Below are 15543 nucleotides of genomic sequence, written 5' to 3'. Positions count from 1 at the left end.
TCCCGACAAACGGGCAGGTCGAGCGGATGAACCGCACGATCAAGGACGCGACCGTCAAACGCTTCCACTACGATAGCCACGATCAGCTCCGCACCCATCTCGCGGACTTCATGCCCGCCTATAACTTCGCCCGCCGCCTCAAGACCCTCGCCAGCCATGGTCCTTGGACCGATGGCGGACCATGGCTGGCCCTCACGTCTTACAAATTCATCTGCAAGATCTGGACATCCCAGCCCGACAGATTCATCCTAAACCCGATCCACCAGATGCCGGGACTGAACATCTAGGCGCCGGGGCGCGGTGCCGGGACGGGGGCGGCCCCGTCATCGGTCATCCGCGACATCACGCTGGCCGCCACCGCGCCCGAGATGTTGTGCCACACGCTGAAGATCGCCGCCGGCACCGCCGCAAGCGGCGAGAAATAGGCCGTCGCCAGCGCCGCCGCCAGGCCCGAGTTCTGCATGCCCACCTCGATCGCGATGGCCTTGCGGCGGGCAAGGTCCAGGCCCGCCAGCCGCGCGGCAGCAAAGCCGATCAGGTAACCCAGCCCGTTGTGCAGCAGCACCACGGCGAAGATCATCATTCCCGACTGCGCGATGGCGCCCTTGGACGCGCCCACCACCGCCGCGACGATCAGCACGATTCCGGTCACGCTGACCAGCGGCAGGGCCGGAATGGCCGCGCGCACGAAGCCGGGGACCAGCCGCTGCGCGGCAAAGCCCAGGGCCAGCGGCAACAGGACCATCTTGACGATGGACTGGAACATCGCCCAAGCATCGACGGGCAGGAATTCGCTGGCCAGCATCAGCACCAGGAAGGGCGTCACGACCGGCGCCAGCAGCGTCGTCACGCTGGTGCAGGCGACCGACAGCGCCGTGTCGCCCTTGGCTAGGTAGGTCATCACGTTCGAGGAGGTGCCACCGGGGCAGCAGCCGACCAGGATAACCCCGGCCGCGACCTCTGGCGGCATCGGGATGATGCGGGTCAAGGCGAAGGCCAGCAGCGGCATGATCACGAACTGCGACACGACCCCCAGGCCCACGTCAAAGGGCCGGCGCAGGACCTCGGCAAAGTCCCTGGTCGAGATGGTCAGGCCCATCCCGAACATGATCACCCCCAGCAGCGTCACGATCCAGGGTGTCAGCTGGCGGAACACGTCCGGCAGAAGAAAGCCCAGGACCGCGAACAGCAGGACCCAGATGGCAAATGTATTGCCGATGAAACGTGAAAATGCGCCCAAGGCCTTCATGGTGACGTTCCTTCCTGCACGATCGTGTCGCGTGGCTGTTTCAGCCGCGGCCATAGTCGCGGCGATGGTCCGGCGCAAGCCTTCCAAGCGGGCAGCGGGACGCCCGGCTGCCTCCCCATTCGCCTATGACACCAGATTGCCACACGAAATCGTTATCAAAGGGTGGACATGGCGGGCCGGATCTGAAAACGGACCTGCAAGGGGGTGCCTTTGTCAAAGAACCGCGAGATCTGGATCGACGCATTGCGCGGAGTGACCGTCACCCTGGTCGTTCTGCACCATTGCCGCCTGGCCGTCACGACACTGCTGCGGCAGGCAGGAACAGACTTCCACAACCTGGTCGACAATGTCGACGACCTGATCGGTCTTGTCCGCATCCCGGCCTTTCTCATCTGCTCGGGGATCGTCTTCTCCGGCCCTGCGCAGCGCGGCTGGCGGTGGTTCGTCGGGCGCCGCCTTGGCTGGACGCTGTGGATCGCGCTGGTCTGGGGTTGGTTGCAGCTTGCAGTGATGTATCTAGGCGTGCCGCTCTATCCCTGGCTCGACGGGAACCTGCCGACGCGGCTGAACCTCATGCTGCTCGATCCGGTCGGGAACATGTGGTTCATCTATGCCATCGCGCTTCTGGGCACGTTCTGCATGATCCTGCGGCCGGCGGGCAAGACGGTCACCATCGCCGCCGCCGCCCTGCTGTCGGCGTTGATCATCGAGACATTGGGGCGCATGGACCTGCCGCCGGGCCTGCACCTGACGGCCTGGAACCTGGGGATCCGCGGGTTCATGTTCTTTGCCCTGGGCTTCGTCTTCGCGCAGCAGTTGAAGCAGCCCCGGCGCGGCCACTGGACGACCTTCGTCGTCGCGATCCTGATCTGGGCCGGCTGCTATCTGCTCTATCTGAACGCCGAGACGTTCCGCAGCTATCATCGCCTGGCGCTTGCGATCCCGGCCACACTGGCGGCGATCCACATGCTGCAGTTCCTGCTGGCCCGCCTGCCCCAGGCCGCCGAGGCCGCGGCATTCCTCGGCCGCCGCTCGCTCGAGATCTTCCTGCTGCACCAGTTCTTCGTCGCAGCCTGCTTCATGCTGCTGCGCCCGCTGGCCGGGACGGTGCCGGGCCTGGGCATCCTGGCGATCATGTTCGCGGCCACGCTTCTGGCATCGGTTGCGGCGGCCGGCCTGCTGCGCGGCCTGCCGGGCAATCCGATGTTCTCGACCCGCGCGATGGCGACCTAGTCGCGGATCAGCCCGACCAGCACCTCGCGCAGGCGCGCCTCGCAGGCGGCGGTGTCGCCGTCGTCCTCGAGGGCCGGTACCTCGCCCGGAAGGGCGCGGGCATCGAGGATCTCATTGCCTCCCTCGCCCGCCTCTTCGGCCTCCTCGATGGCCGGGATCGCCGACACCGACCATCGGCTGGTTGTATCCGCCCGAGGAGACCAGATGCACGTTGATCTGGCGCGGTGCGGTCCCCATCCGCGGGATCAGGTAGGTATCAATGTTGTCCTGCTGCGCCCGCCTGTCCTGAAAGGTGATCTGCATGCTCAGGGCTTGGCCGACGCCCATGATGACCGCACCTCCATTTGCGACCGGATACAGTCGGGGTTCACCTGCGCGCCGCAGTCGATGCCGTCACGGAACGGCCATGCCCCTGTCATCGGCCCGTCACCTTCCTGCGGCAGGGACGCGGCAGCTGAAAATGACCACAGGGATGAAAACCTTGCACAAAACCGCCATTTTGACTTCGGCCTTGGCGCTTGCGGCCGCCGTGCCCGCGCTGGCCGAGACCACGTTCAACCGCATCGCGTCCTTCGCCACCCCCGACAACATGGCCGCGGACCAGGACCGCAACCGCACATCCTCGGCCGAGATCATCTCGGCCTCAGAAGATGGCAACACGCTGGTCTATTCCGACAGTCCCCTGGGCGTTCTGGGCTTCGTCGACATCACCGATCCGGCCGCACCAAAACCCCTTGGCAATGTTGCGATGGAGGGCGAGCCCACCACCGCCGTCATCATCGGCGATCGAGTCTTCGCCGGCGTGAACACGTCCCAATCCTATACTGATCCGTCGGGGCAGCTGCGGGTCGTCGACCTCGACAGCCACGAGGTTCTGCAGTCCTGCGACCTGGGCGGCCAGCCGGATTCGGTGGCCCGCGCGCCCGACGGCAGCTTCCTGGCCATCGCCATCGAGAACGAGCGGGACGAGGACCTGAACGACGGCGCCCTGCCGCAGATGCCGGCAGGCTTCGTCGTCAAGCTGCCGGTGCAGGACGGCCGCGTCGACTGCGCCAGCATGCAGCGGATCGAGATGACCGGCCTGGCCGAGATCGCCGCCGAGGACCCAGAACCCGAGTTCGTCGACATCAACGACCGTGGCGAGATCGTCGTTACCCTGCAGGAAAACAACCACCTCGTCATCGTCGGCGCCGACGGCACCGTCGCGTCGCACTTCAGCGCCGGGACCGTTTCGCTGGACGGGATCGACGCAAAGGACGACGGCGCTCTGGTCTTCACCGACAGCCTGACCGACGTGCCGCGCGAACCAGACGGGGTGAAATGGATCGACGACGATCACATCGCCACCGCGAACGAAGGGGATTACCAGGGCGGCACCCGCGGCTGGTCGATCTTCGACCGGCAGGGGAACGTGGTTTACGATTCCGGCACCAGCTTCGAACACGCGCTGGTCCAGATCGGCCATTACCCCGACAAGCGCTCGGATGCGAAGGGCGTCGAGCCAGAAAGCATCGAGGTCGCGACCTTCGACGACACCCGCTACATCTTCGTCGCCTCGGAGCGCGGATCGATCATCGGCGTCTATGACGCAACCGACCTGACCGCTCCGCGCCTGACGCAATTGCTGCCCTCGGGCATTAGCCCCGAAGGCATGGCCGCCATCCCGTCGCGCAACCTGCTGATCACCGCCAACGAGGCCGACCTGGTCGAAGATGGCGGCGCCCGCGCCCATGTCATGGTCTTCCAGGGCGGCAACGATCCCGCAGCTTATCCCATGCTGACCTCGGAAGGCGCCGATGATCTGATCGGCTGGGGCGCGCTGTCGGGGCTTGCCGCCGGAGAGGCCGAGGGACAGCTTTACGCGATCACCGACAGCTTTTACGGCAACCAGCCGTCGATCCTGACTATCGACGCCACCCAGACGCCCGCCCGCATCACCGCCAAGACCGTGGTGACCCGCAACGGCGATCCGGCGCAGAAGCTGGATCTGGAAGGCATCACCAGCGACGGCGAAGGCGGCTTCTGGCTGGCATCCGAAGGACGCAGCGACCGCCTGATCGCGCACGCCATCTATCATGTGGATCCTGACGGAGAAATCACCGACGAAATCGCCCTGCCTGCAGAGCTTCTGCAGGGCGAGAGCCGCTTCGGGTTCGAGGGCATCGCGCGGCAGGACAACCTGCTGTGGACCGCGGTCCAGCGCGAATGGGGGTCCGATCCCAAAGGCCGGGTCAAGCTTCTGGCCTATGACACCGAAGCCGAGACATGGGGCGCCGTCGCCTATCCGCTGGATGACGCGCCGCAGGGCTGGATGGGTCTTTCAGAAATCGCGATCCACGGTGACTGGGCTTGGCTGATCGAGCGCGACAACCAGGTGGGACAGGCCGCCACGACCAAGAAGCTCTATCGCGTCGCGCTGTCCGACATGGTCCCCGTGGCGCTGGACCAGGATCTGCCCCTGGTCGCCAAGGAGGAGGTCCGCGACCTGATCCCGGACCTGCGCGTCCTGAACGGCTATGTCCAGGACAAGGTCGAGGGCTTTGCCATCGACGCCGCTGGTATGGGCTGGCTGGTCACCGACAACGACGGCGTCGACGACAGCTCGGGCGAGACGCTGTTCTGGTCGATCGGCACCATGGCCGAGTGACCCGGCCGGGGCCGGTGGCTATGCGCCATCGGCCTCCAGTTCCGACAGGCCCAGCTGCAGTGCCGCCGCCATGGTGGCCGCCAGCACGGCCTGCGGGCCGCCGTCGAAGTTGAATTCTTTCGCGACCGGCGCCTTGCCACGGCGACAGACGCCGATGCAGACATAGCCGGCGGGCTTGCCCTGGTCGTTGTCAGGCCCCGCGACACCGGTGATCGACAGCGCCAGATCCGCTTTCGGCGCGGCCTCCAGCGCACCGGTCGCCATCTGCCGCGCCACCTCGGGGTCATAGACCGTACGTTCGTCGATAACTTCCTGCGACACCCCCAGGGCCGACGTCTTCATCGTCGTCCCATAGGTCACGATGCTCCCTTCAAGGCTGGAGCCGCTGCCGGGCACTGCTGCAAGGCTGGCCGACAGAAGCCCGCCCGTGCAGGATTCCGCGGTGACCAGCCGCAAGTCGCGCTGACGTAGCGCTTGCGACAGGTCCGAGGCCGCCGCCTGCAGGTCGACCGGGAAATCCAGCCGGGCCTCGTTCCGGACCAGCACTTGGGGCCGGAACAGGTCCTCGTCGATCCGGTCCAGAACGGGGAAGCGTTCCGACAGCGGGTTGTCGAAGCTGATCGGGTTCACCCGCTTGTGCCAGGTGGTGCGAAGGCGATAGAGGACCGCCTGCATCACCTTGGCCGGGTGGCTGCCGGGGTCGATGTCCAGCGCGTCGGCGATCCCGTCGACATCCAGCCGGGGGTTTCGTTCCAGCGCCTGCGACAGCGCAAAGACCATGATGTCCCATTCCAGATAGGTCGCGCCGATCTGCGCCTCGTCACCGGCCCCGATCCCAAGCCCGTCGGTCGGCTTGGCGCGCCAGGTCTTCTCAGGCACCCCGGCGGCGCGGGCCATCCACGGGATCTCCCACGACTTCAACAGGCCCTGGACGGGAGCAAGGTCGCCAACGTCGCCGTGCAGCGTCCAGAAGCCCGCCCCCAGTTCGGAATAGTTGTCGGTGCTGGCGACGATCCCGCCGTGGCGATGCGCCTGGTCATAGAGCGTGACCATCCGCAGCCGCGCCCGCAGGTTGCCGCGACGCGTCCGGGCGGCAGCCTCGTCCGACTGCGCAAGGTCCGGGTCCAGCCCCGCCAGCGCAGCGACCATCGCCTCGTACTCGGCCGTCAGGTCGATATGGACATGCTCCAACCCCAGGGCCTCGCAAGCCTCGACGCCGCGCTCGGTCTCCTCGGGGTTCTGGTGGATCGGCAAGGTGTAACCGACGACACGCCACCCGGCCTCCTTGAACAAGGCGGCCGTCAGCGCCGAATCCACTCCACCCGACATGCCGAGCACCGCGGTGCCCACGCCGCCCTGCTGGCGATAGTCGCTCAGCTTGCCGACAAGCCGGCGGTGCACGTCCTCAAGCTGGTCCGCCGGCAGGAACAGACCTTGCTCGATCTGCCCCCGCAACCGGGTGTCGAACCAGGGGTCCAGGCCGCCCGCGGCCTTCTGGCGGGACAGGTTCATGATTTCATCGTACGACATGGGTCCTCCGCGGCAGATATTGGTGTCCGGAACTGGGCCACGGCCGCAAATGTTCCCGGCCCCGCGCCGAGGAACCTGAACCCGGGCCTTCAGCGTTCACATGCGATCTTCATGGGAGAAACCGAGATGCTCACCTCTTCGATCAAGACCCTGATGGCTGGCGGCCGGGTCGTGACGGCCAGCGCGTTGCTGGCCACGACCGCGATGGCGCAGACGACCACGCTCGACACGCCACAGGGCAACACTGTCATCGTGCCGGACGACGCGCTCGAGGCGCAACCGTCGGTGGGCTATGTCCTCGAAAGTGATTACCCGCGGCTCGACAGCATCGAGAACAACACCACGATCGCCCAGACGCTGATCTCTCAGGGCTACAGCGACGTGGTCATCAGCCGCGAGGGGCCGATCCTGACGGTGACGGCGGTTCGCGGCGTGACGCCGATCGAGCTTGTCTACAGCACCGCCAACGGGCGGCTGGTCTCGGTGGATGGCGTCGAGACGCGGGAGGCGCCCGAAGGATCTTCGGCCGGCGACCAGATGGGCATGAACGCCACGGCGGACGGAGATGCGGGCGCGCCGGACGCTGCCGACGGCGCCGAGGATTCCGGCATGGACGACGGCGGCACCGGGACGGATGACGGCGACACGGGCGGCGAAGGCTCGGGCGCGGACGGCGACACGGGCGGAGACGCCTCGGGCGCGGACGGCAGCGGCGCTGACGGCGGCGATGCCGGCGGATCCGACAGCGCCGGAAGCGGTGGCGGAAGCGACGGTGGCGACAGCGATGGCGGCGACAGCGGCGGAGAGGGCGGAAGCGACGGCAACGGCTGAAGTCGCTGCACTACCCCTTGCTCCAAGCGCGACGCAGCGCAGCAGCGGCGCAAGTCTTTCGACGTGACCGACCTTGGGGGCGCCGATGCCGGATCATTCGGCACGGCGCCATGAGAACGGTTCACTGATATCACCGTCAGGAACCCGGGGGCGGCGGGCGCCCCCGAAGATCATTTAGGAGGCGTGAAGGGCCTCTGCCCGGTTCCAGCGGATGGATGACCAGAGCGAGACGCCGATCAGCGCCGCGCCGCCCAAACCGGTGATGACCTCGGGGATGTGCACCAGCGACTGCGCGAACATCACCACCGACAGCGCGATGATGGCATAGAAGGCGCCGTGCTCAAGGAACCGGTATTCGGCCAGCGTGCCGTTTTCCACCAGCATGATCGTCATCGAGCGCACATACATCGCGCCGATGCCCAGACCGATGGCGATCACGAACAGGTTCTGGCTCAGCGCGAAGGCCCCGATCACCCCGTCGAAGCTGAAGGACGCGTCCAGCACCTCGAGATAGAGGAACGCCCCCAGCCCGCCCCGCGCGGCCCCGTGCAGGGTCTCTTGCGTGCTGTCCAGAAGGCCGCCCAGCACCTCGACCAGCAGGAAGGTCATCAGGCCCCAGATCGCCGCGCTGAAGAAGACGGTGCGCTCGGTCCCTTCCAGCAGGCGCGAGAAGCCGATCACGAACATCAGCACGACCGCGACCTCGACGCCGCGGATGGTGGCGTATTTGGCCATGTGGCGTTCCAGCCAGTGGACCCAGTGGACGTCCTTTTCATGGTCGAAGAAGAAGGAGAGCCCCACCATCATCAGGAACGTCCCGCCGAAGGCCGCGATCGGCAGATGCGCGTCATGCATGATGCGGGCGTATTCCTCGGGCTGGCTGGCGGCCAGCACCAGCGCCTGCCAGGGTCCGATGCCTGCCGCGACCACCACGATCAGCAGCGGAAAGACGATCCGCATGCCGAACACCGCGATCAGGATCCCCCAGGTCAGGAAGCGGTGCTGCCATTCCGGCCGCATCTCCTTGAGCTTGTTGGCGTTCACGATCGCATTGTCGAAGGACAGCGAGATTTCCAGCACGGCCAGCACCGCGCAGATGAACAGGATCGACATCATCCCGCCGAATGTGCCAGTGGTCTGCCAGCCAAGGGCGGCGCCCAGCACCAGGCCCAGGACGGTGACGACGAGCGCCCATTTCATATAGGACAGGATCGACCGTCCGGACGCGCCGCCCCCGAGGGGAGGAGTTTGCTGTGTCATGATTGGATTGGTCCAGGCGGCTGGAAAGGAACAGGTGCCGACATCGCGAAAGCGCCGCCACTTCCGCCAGAGGGGCCCGGTCACCGCTCGACTGCGCCGAAGCGCCGCAGGTATCTAACAAGCCGGCGCCCGAATCTGCAAGGCCGCAGGCACGGGAACCATCCGTGGGCGGCGGTTCGTGCAGGCTGATGCAACGTGCGCACCGCCCCCGGCGACCCCGTCTCCGCCACCTACCGCGCGCCCACGGGGCGTCAAGGCACCGCTTTCCAGTCTCGGCGCCACTGGCGTCCGGCGGGCCGGGCGCCTATGTCTTCGCCATGGAAAAGATCAACCTGCCGGAACGCCCCGATCTGGCCGCCAAGGCAGCGGATCAGGGCTTCAGCTTCGCCAACATGCACGGCGAGCCCTATTGGGACGAATCGTCGGCCTATCGCCTGACGCTGACCCAGGTCGAGCGTGACCTGGAGGACCCCGCGACAGAGCTTCATGCAATGACGCGAGAGGCCGTGGACCGCATCGTCCGCGAGGAGGCGCTGATGGAGCGGATGGGCATTCCGCCAGCGCATTTCGACCTCATCGCCGACTGCTGGGCGCGCAACGAGCCCGAGATCTATGGTCGCATGGACCTGGCCTATGACGGCAGCGGGCCTGCGAAGCTCTTGGAATACAACGCCGACACTCCGACCTCGCTTTACGAAAGCGCCGCCTTCCAGTGGCAGTGGCTTGAAGATCAAATGGCCGCGGGCGTCCTGCCCCAGGGGGCGGACCAGTTCAACGGCATCCACGAGGCGTTGGTCGAGCGCTTCAAAGAGCTGTTCGCGCCCAAGACCGACATCCACTTCACCGCCGTCGCCGACAATCCCGAGGATTATGCGACGGTCGAGCAGATGGCCTGGGCCGCCCGCGAGGCCGGGCTGGGGGCGCATTTCAGCGACCTCGCGAAGCTCGGCGTCAGCCGGGAGGGGCAGTTCCTCGATGCCGAGGACCGGGTGATCGGCACGCTCTTCAAGCTCTATCCATGGGAGGATCTGCTGGCTGACGACTATGCGCGCCACATCGCAGGGTCGGGCTGCATGTTCCTGGAACCCGCCTGGAAGGCCGTCGTGTCGAACAAGGGCCTGCTGCCCGTGCTGTGGCAGATGTTCGAGGGGCACCCGAACCTGCTGCCGGCCTTCTTCGCCGACGAGGTCGCGGATGCGCTGGTGGCGGGCGGGCGGCCGGTGCCGGCGGTGGCCGATGCCTTCGGCCGCGTCGCCGACCAGTTCCGCAAGGCGCATGTGGTGAAGCCGATCTTCTCGCGCGAGGGGGCGTCGATCAGCATCGTCGAGGATGGCGAGGTGACCGAGACCTCGCCCAACACGGAATACGACCGGCATCCTCGGATCGTGCAGGCCTATCATCCGCTGCCGGTCTTCGACGGCTTCCGCCCGGTCATGGGCGCCTGGATCGTGGGGCAGGCCTGCGTGGGCCTGGGCATCCGCGAAGACCGGGGCCGCATCACGCAGGACCTGTCGCGCTTCAAGCCGCATTTCATCGCGGAGTGATTCGCGCTAAGGAGGATCCATGAGGACACGTTCCAGAACCGTCGCGCTGACCATCCTCGGCGCTGCCGCCTTCACCGTCGCCGGCTGCCGCGAGGAGCAGGTCGAGGCACAGGCCTTTCCGGACCTGGCCAGCTGCCGGTCCGCAGCCGAACAGCAGGGCCTGTTCACGCCGGCCGAATGCGACCAGGCCTTCGCGCAGGCCGAAGAACTGCATGTCGAGGCCGCGCCACGATACGACAGCCTGGCCGTCTGCGAGGAGCAGCATGGCGAAGACGCCTGCGGGTCCGAGGACCAGGTGGTCGAGGACGGCGGGTCCGGCAGCATCTTCATGCCGCTTCTGGCGGGCTACCTGATCGGCAACATGCTGGGCCGCGCCGGCGGCGGAATGGCCGCTGCGCAGCCGCTTTACCGCAACGCCCAGGGCGGCTTTACCAACGCTGCGCGCACCACCAACTTCGGCAGCAACGCAGGCCGCGCGCAGATGAGCGCGCAGAACTTTGCCCGACCGGCCGCGACGGCTGGTCAGGCGCCCATGTCGCGCGCCACCGCGACCTCTCGCGGCGGGTTCGGCGGCAGCCGCAGCTTCGGCGGCTAGACACGCCCGCGCGCGGTGCTGGCGCGCGGCATCAGCCGGAAGCCCAGGTCCAGCGCATGACCGCGCGGCGCACCGCCGCCGGTCAGCCGGTCACGGACCATCCGAACCGCCTGCCGCCCCATCGACAGCCGGTCAGTCGCCACCGAGGTCAGCGCAGGCTCGGCCGCCGACATCATCTCGTGGTCGTTGAAGCCGCAGATGCCCAGCTCGGCGCCCACGCGGATGTTGCGCCGCTGCGCCTCGAAGAGGACGCCGATCGCCAGATCGTCGTTGTTGCAAAGCACTGCATCTGTCTGCGGGCGCCGCGCCAGCAGGTCCGCGAACAGCCGGCAGCCCAGGCTGACCGAGGACGGCTCGGGCGTGGTGACTACGGGGTCGTCCGCCTGCCCGGCCGCGGCCAGGCCGTCGCGAAAGCCTGCCAGCCGGCGCTGGCTCCGCGGGTCCATCTGCGCCCCCAGGAAGGCCGGTGCGCGATAGCCTTGCGCCAACAGGTGTTCGACCCCCGCCCGCGCACCGTGATAATGAGACAGGCCGACCGCCAGGTCGATCGGCGGCGGCCCGACCTCCATGATCTGGACGACCGGGCAGGCCGCCGCGGACAGCAGCGCGCGTGCGGCGGGCGACTGGTCGTGCCCGGCCACGATCAGTCCGGCCGGCCGCTGCGACAGGAAGACCCGGATCAGCTGTTCCTCGGTCATCGGCGAATAGCGCGTGGTGCCCAGTTGGACGCCCAGGCTGCTGCCCTCGAGCCCCTCGTAGATGCCGCGCATCACATCGGCAAAGACGTTGTTGCTGACCGACGGGATGACCACGCCGATCACGTCCGTCCGCCCCGACGCCAGCGCCCGCGCCGCCGGGTTCGGCACATAGCCCAGTTCGCGGATCGCCCGGTCGATCCGAGCCCGCGCCTCGGCCGAGACCTTGTCGGGATTGCGCAATGCGCGCGACACCGTGATAGGGCTGACATCGGCGGCCAGCGCGACCTCGGACAAGGTGATCCTGGGCTTATCGTTCATGATCTGGAAGATTACGCCCATTCAAGAGGCAAGGAAAAGGGGTTGACGCATGACAGCGCTGTCATTCATGCTTGAGGCAGGGAGGACGACCGAATGACCATCTTGCGGCCGATTCTGGTCATGGGCATCTGCGGCACCGGGAAATCGTCGGTGGCCCGCGGGCTGGCCAGTTGCATCGGCGGCAGCTTCATTGAGGCGGACCAGTATCACGACGCCAGCAGCGTCGCGCGGATGCGCGCGGGCCAGCCGCTGACCGACGACATGCGCTGGGGCTGGCTGGACCGGCTGGCGGATGCGGTTCGCAATGCGCCGCAGCGGGCGGTGCTGGCCTGTTCGGCGTTGGGGCTGGCGCATCGCGACCGGTTGAGGGCCGGCGCCGGTGCGCTGGACATCGTCTTCCTGCATGGCGACCGCGCCCTGATCGAGGCGCGGATGATCGCAAGGCAGGACCACTACATGCCGATCAGCCTGATCGACAGCCAGTTGGCCGCGCTGCAGCCGCCCGATCCGGCGGCCGAGGGGGCGCTGTGGATCGATGTCGCCCTGCCCCTGCCGGCCATCATCGACATCGCGGCCGACACCCTTGCGCCGCAAGCGAAAACCACAGGAGGAGAAACCGAATGACACATATGACCCGCCGCACCCTGCTGGCCGCGACCGCCGTCATGGCGCTGGCCGCACCGGGACTTGCGCAGGAACACAGCTTCCGTTTCCAGTCTTCGGACCCCGCGGGTAACCCGAACTTCGTGCTGCAGCAGGGCTGGGCCGAGGACGTGGCCGAAAAGTCCGGCGGCCGGATAAAGATCGACCTGCTTCCGGTCGAATCCATCGTCGCGCACAACGAAACGCAGGACGCCATCGCCACCGGGATCCTGGACGGTCACGTGACCGACCTGTCCTATTTCGCAGGCAAGGACCCTGCCTTCGGCCTGATGGGCAACCCGGTCGGCGCCTGGTCCGACCCCCAGCAGATGCTGGACTTCGTCGAGAACGGCGGCGGCAAGGAGCTGCTGAACGAGATCATGAACCCCTATGGCCTGCAGTTCATCGGCGCCACCACGCCGGGCCTTGAGGCGCTGGTCAGCGCCGTGCCGCTGGACGGCGTGGACGACCTGCAGGGCGTCAAGATCCGCGCCCCTGAAGGTCTGGTCCAGTCGGTCTTCGCGGCCGCCGGTGCCGCGCCCGTGAACCTGCCGGGGTCAGAGGTCTTCACCTCGCTGGACAAGAAGGTGATCGACGCGGCCGATTACAGCGTCTTTTCGACCAACCAGGCGCAGGGCCTGAACGAAATCGCGCCGCATCCGGTCTATCCGGGGTTCCATTCGCTGCCGCTGGTGGAAATCTCGATGAACAAGGACAAGTGGGACGCGCTGCCCCAGGATCTGCAGCAGGTCCTGACGCAGTCGGTCAAGGACTTCGCCCAGACCCAGACCGCCGCCCTGGCCGAGGCCGACGCCGCCGCCGTGGCAGAGGCCGAGGCGAGCGGGCAGATCACCGTCCACGACTGGCCCGACGAGGAACGCGCCAAGTTCCGCGCCATCGCCCAAGGCGAATGGGAAAAGGTCGCCGGCCAGTCGCCGGCCGCTCAGCGGGTCTATGACACGCTGACGGCCTATTTGACCGACAAGGGCCTGGTCCAGTAACGGCCGGTCGGGCGCCACGCGCGCCCGGCCCCACCAGCGGGAGGAGAGCGCATGGAAACCTCGGAAGCCGTCCCGAGAGAAGAGCACGAGGCCGTGCCCCAGTCGGGCGCCCTCGGGCGCTGGATCGACCGGGCAGCGATCATCCCCGCGATGGGGCTGGTCATCGCCATGCTGATCCTGATCCAGGAGGTCGTGCTGCGCTATGCGTTCGGCCGCCCGACCATCTGGGCGCACGAGACGACCGTGTTCCTCTGCGCGATCTCGTTCGTCTATGGCGGGCTTCTGTGCACGGCGCGTGACAGGCACATCCGCGTGGTGCTGGTCTATGACGTCCTGCCGCCGGCGGCGCGGCGGGTGGCTGACATCCTGATCTCGGCCATCTGCGGGGTTTCGGCTGCAGCCTTTGCCTGGGCGGCCTGGCAGATGGTCAAGCGCGCCGCTTGGCGCCCCGACGGCAGCTTCCACCTGGAAACTTCGGGATCGGCCTGGAACCCGGCCTATCCGGGCGTCCTGAAGATCCTCCTGATGGTCGCGCTGGCGATCATGGCGCTGCAGTTCGTGATCCTGACGATCAACTATGCCCGCAAGGGGGTCCGCTGATGGAGTTCTTCGGATCGCTGCAGTCCCTGGGCATCGAGGCCGGGACCGGCCTGCTGTTCGCGCTGCTGCTGGGTCTTCTGGTCACGGGCATCCCGCTGGCCTTCGTCACGCTGCTGGTGACGCTGATCTTCGCGCTTGGCTGGTTCGGGCCGAACGTCGTGCCGCTGATCACCAGCCGCGTCTATTCCTTCGTCTCCAGCTTCGTCTTCGTGTCGGTGCCGATGTTCGTGCTGATGGCCGCGATCCTGGACCGCAGCGGCATCGCGCGTGATCTTTTCGAGGCGATGCGCCTGATCGGCGGCCGCATCCGCGGCGGCGTGGCGGTGCAGACGATCTTCGTGGCCGTGATCCTGGCCGCCATGTCAGGCATCATCGGCGGAGAGGTCGTGCTGCTGGGCCTGATCGCCCTGCCGCAGATGCTGGCGCAGGGCTATGACCGCAAGCTGGCCATCGGCGTCGTCTGCGCGGGGGGCAGCCTGGGGACCATGGTGCCGCCCTCGATCGTGCTGATCATCTATGGCCTGACCGCCAACGTCTCGATCGGCGACCTGTTCACGGCGGCCTTCATTCCGGGCTTCATGCTGGCGCTGCTCTATGTCGGCTACGTCCTGGCCCGAGCCTGGCTGACGCCGGGCGACGTCCCCCCGGCCGTCACCGATCCCACCCCCCGGGCTGAAAAGATCCGCCTGCTGAAGGGGCTGTTCCTGCCGATCCTGGTGGTGATCTTGGTGCTGGGCTCGATCTATGGCGGCATCGCCTCGGTCACCGAGGCCAGCGCCGTGGGCGTGGCGGGCGTGCTGATCTCGACCGTGCTGCGAGGCGAATTCACATGGGGCCTGCTGCGCGGCGCGGCCATGCAGACGCTGCAGACCGTGGGCATGATCGTCTGGATCGGCATCGGCGCATCCGCCCTGGTCGGCGTCTTCAACCTGATGGGCGGCATCGACTTCGTGTCCGAGTTGATCACCGGCATCAGCGAGAACCCGACGGTCATCATCCTCTTCATGATGGCGATCCTGTTCGTCCTGGGCATGTTCCTTGATTGGGTCGGCATAGCGCTGCTGACCATGCCGATCTTCGTGCCGATCATCGTCAGCCTGGGCTATGACCCCGTGTGGTTCGGGGTGCTGTTCGCGATGAACATGCAGGTCAGCTTCCTGTCGCCGCCCTTCGGCCCGGCCGCCTTCTACCTGAAGTCGGTGACCCCGCCCGAGATTTCCCTCGGCGAGATCTTCCGCGCGCTGCTGCCCTTCATCGGGCTGCAGGTCCTTGCGGTCGCGCTGCTGATCGTCTTCCCGGGCATCGCCCTCTATTGACGCGGGAACCAAGGCGCGACCTGGCGCATTTCGTCCTTTGACTCCGGCTGTGTGCGACAGCCGGGCAAAGGCACATGCC

Annotated in this window: 15 protein-coding genes; 10 read left to right on the top strand and 5 right to left on the bottom strand. The window is 67.0% G+C overall.

Going from position 1 to position 15543, the window contains the following annotated elements; translation table 11 throughout:
- Nucleotides 1-287, top strand: a 287-nt coding sequence (locus OC184_RS08875) for an integrase core domain-containing protein (RefSeq protein ID WP_265506846.1), incomplete at its 5' end; no start/stop codon positions are given.
- Here OC184_RS08875 and OC184_RS08870 read toward each other — a convergent pair.
- On the bottom strand, nucleotides 284-1249 hold the full coding sequence (locus OC184_RS08870; protein WP_265506845.1) for a bile acid:sodium symporter family protein: 966 nt from the start codon (nucleotides 1247-1249) through the stop codon (nucleotides 284-286). The two genes, OC184_RS08875 and OC184_RS08870, sit on opposite strands and share 4 nt — an antisense overlap.
- A gap of 210 nt (nucleotides 1250-1459) precedes the next feature.
- Here OC184_RS08870 and OC184_RS08865 point away from each other — a divergent pair, with 210 nt between their 5' ends.
- Nucleotides 1460-2482, top strand: coding sequence for an acyltransferase family protein (locus OC184_RS08865; RefSeq protein WP_265506844.1), 1023 nt, complete (start codon nucleotides 1460-1462; stop codon nucleotides 2480-2482).
- Here the strand turns inward: OC184_RS08865 and OC184_RS08860 are convergent.
- Nucleotides 2479-2649 (bottom strand): hypothetical protein, encoded by a 171-nt coding sequence (locus tag OC184_RS08860; protein WP_265506843.1) that lies wholly within the window; start codon nucleotides 2647-2649, stop codon nucleotides 2479-2481. The genes OC184_RS08865 and OC184_RS08860 overlap by 4 nt on opposite strands.
- A gap of 305 nt (nucleotides 2650-2954) precedes the next feature.
- On the opposite strand from OC184_RS08860, the gene OC184_RS08855 reads away from it, so the two are divergent.
- Entirely contained in the window at nucleotides 2955-5129 is a 2175-nt protein-coding gene (locus tag OC184_RS08855) for an esterase-like activity of phytase family protein (protein ID WP_265506842.1), read from the top strand.
- Nucleotides 5130-5147: 18 nt separating this feature from the next.
- Here the strand turns inward: OC184_RS08855 and nadE are convergent, their stop codons facing one another.
- A complete protein-coding gene (gene nadE, locus OC184_RS08850) occupies nucleotides 5148-6659 on the bottom strand; it encodes an NAD(+) synthase (protein WP_265506841.1) in 1512 nt (503 codons plus the stop codon).
- Nucleotides 6660-6785: 126 nt separating this feature from the next.
- Here nadE and OC184_RS08845 point away from each other — a divergent pair, with 126 nt between their 5' ends.
- A complete protein-coding gene (locus tag OC184_RS08845) occupies nucleotides 6786-7490 on the top strand; it encodes a hypothetical protein (RefSeq protein WP_265506840.1) in 705 nt (234 codons plus the stop codon).
- A gap of 174 nt (nucleotides 7491-7664) precedes the next feature.
- Here OC184_RS08845 and OC184_RS08840 read toward each other — a convergent pair whose 3' ends face one another.
- The gene (locus OC184_RS08840) at nucleotides 7665-8750 is read right to left on the bottom strand and encodes a DUF475 domain-containing protein (protein ID WP_265506839.1); all 1086 of its coding nucleotides are present in this window, start codon (nucleotides 8748-8750) and stop codon (nucleotides 7665-7667) included.
- 317 nt (nucleotides 8751-9067) lie between these two features.
- On the opposite strand from OC184_RS08840, the gene OC184_RS08835 reads away from it, so the two are divergent.
- Both OC184_RS08835 and OC184_RS08830 read left to right on the top strand, forming a co-directional pair.
- Nucleotides 9068-10294 (top strand): glutathionylspermidine synthase family protein, encoded by a 1227-nt coding sequence (locus OC184_RS08835; RefSeq protein ID WP_265506838.1) that lies wholly within the window; start codon nucleotides 9068-9070, stop codon nucleotides 10292-10294.
- 19 nt (nucleotides 10295-10313) lie between these two features.
- A complete protein-coding gene (locus OC184_RS08830) occupies nucleotides 10314-10889 on the top strand; it encodes a DUF1190 domain-containing protein (RefSeq protein ID WP_265506837.1) in 576 nt (191 codons plus the stop codon).
- Here the strand turns inward: OC184_RS08830 and OC184_RS08825 are convergent.
- On the bottom strand, nucleotides 10886-11905 hold the full coding sequence (locus OC184_RS08825; protein ID WP_265506836.1) for a LacI family DNA-binding transcriptional regulator: 1020 nt from the start codon (nucleotides 11903-11905) through the stop codon (nucleotides 10886-10888). The genes OC184_RS08830 and OC184_RS08825 overlap by 4 nt on opposite strands.
- A gap of 93 nt (nucleotides 11906-11998) precedes the next feature.
- On the opposite strand from OC184_RS08825, the gene OC184_RS08820 reads away from it, so the two are divergent.
- From OC184_RS08820 to OC184_RS08805, 4 genes are read left to right on the top strand one after another with little or no spacing between them, the layout of a single operon-like run.
- Entirely contained in the window at nucleotides 11999-12529 is a 531-nt protein-coding gene (locus OC184_RS08820; protein WP_265506835.1) for a gluconokinase, read from the top strand.
- Nucleotides 12526-13548, top strand: coding sequence for a TRAP transporter substrate-binding protein (locus OC184_RS08815; RefSeq protein ID WP_265506834.1), 1023 nt, complete (start codon nucleotides 12526-12528; stop codon nucleotides 13546-13548). The genes OC184_RS08820 and OC184_RS08815 overlap by 4 nt, the downstream gene beginning before the upstream one ends.
- Nucleotides 13549-13599: 51 nt before the next feature.
- On the top strand, nucleotides 13600-14148 hold the full coding sequence (locus tag OC184_RS08810) for a TRAP transporter small permease subunit (RefSeq protein ID WP_265506833.1): 549 nt from the start codon (nucleotides 13600-13602) through the stop codon (nucleotides 14146-14148).
- Nucleotides 14148-15464, top strand: coding sequence for a TRAP transporter large permease (locus OC184_RS08805; protein ID WP_265506832.1), 1317 nt, complete (start codon nucleotides 14148-14150; stop codon nucleotides 15462-15464). The genes OC184_RS08810 and OC184_RS08805 overlap by 1 nt, the downstream gene beginning before the upstream one ends.
- Nucleotides 15465-15543: the final 79 nt, after the last annotated feature.

This window comes from Paracoccus rhizosphaerae, from assembly GCF_026162645.1.
GTDB lineage: Bacteria > Pseudomonadota > Alphaproteobacteria > Rhodobacterales > Rhodobacteraceae > Paracoccus > Paracoccus rhizosphaerae.
This window is presented reverse-complemented; position numbering and strand designations above follow the sequence as displayed.